The organism is Fructobacillus sp. ChS1-6f1-1-27, from assembly GCF_059579415.1.
Genome location: NZ_JCAOER010000028.1, coordinates 1 through 708 on the forward strand (window position 1 = coordinate 1; position 708 = coordinate 708).

Sequence of the window (708 nt, forward strand, 5' to 3'; positions counted from 1 at the left end):
CTAAACGCATTACTACGCTTACACACCTGACCTATCAACGTCCTGGTCTCGAACGACCCTTCAGGGGGGTCTAGCCCCCGGGATACCTTATCTTCAGACGAGTTTCCCGCTTAGATGCCTTCAGCGGTTATCTCTTCCGTACTTAGCTACCCGGCAATGCCATTGGCATGACAACCGGTACACCAGAGGTTCGTCCACTCCGGTCCTCTCGTACTAGGAGCAGGCTCCGTCAAGTATCCAACGCCCACGGCAGATAGGGACCAAACTGTCTCACGACGTTTTAAACCCAGCTCACGTACCTCTTTAAATGGCGAACAGCCATACCCTTGGGACCGGCTACAGCCCCAGGATGAGATGAGCCGACATCGAGGTGCCAAACACCGCCGTCGATATGAACTCTTGGGCGGTATCAGCCTGTTATCCCCAGAGTACCTTTTATCCGTTGAGCGATGGCCCTTCCATTCAGAACCACCGGATCACTATGTCCTGCTTTCGCACCTGTTCGACTTGTCAGTCTCACAGTCAAGCACGCTTATGCCATTGCACTATCAGCACGATTTCCGACCGTACCTAGCGTACCTTCGAACTCCTCCGTTACACTTTGGGAGGAGACCGCCCCAGTCAAACTGCCCACCATACACTGTCCCCAACCCGGATAACGGGCCTAGGTTAGAACCGCAAACAAACCAGGGTGGTATTTCAAGGATG

General features: G+C 53.8%; 1 rRNA gene. It reads right to left on the bottom strand.

Annotated features, from left to right (window positions below):
• Nucleotides 1–708, bottom strand: a 23S ribosomal RNA gene (locus AC5162_RS06425); the annotation flags it as partial.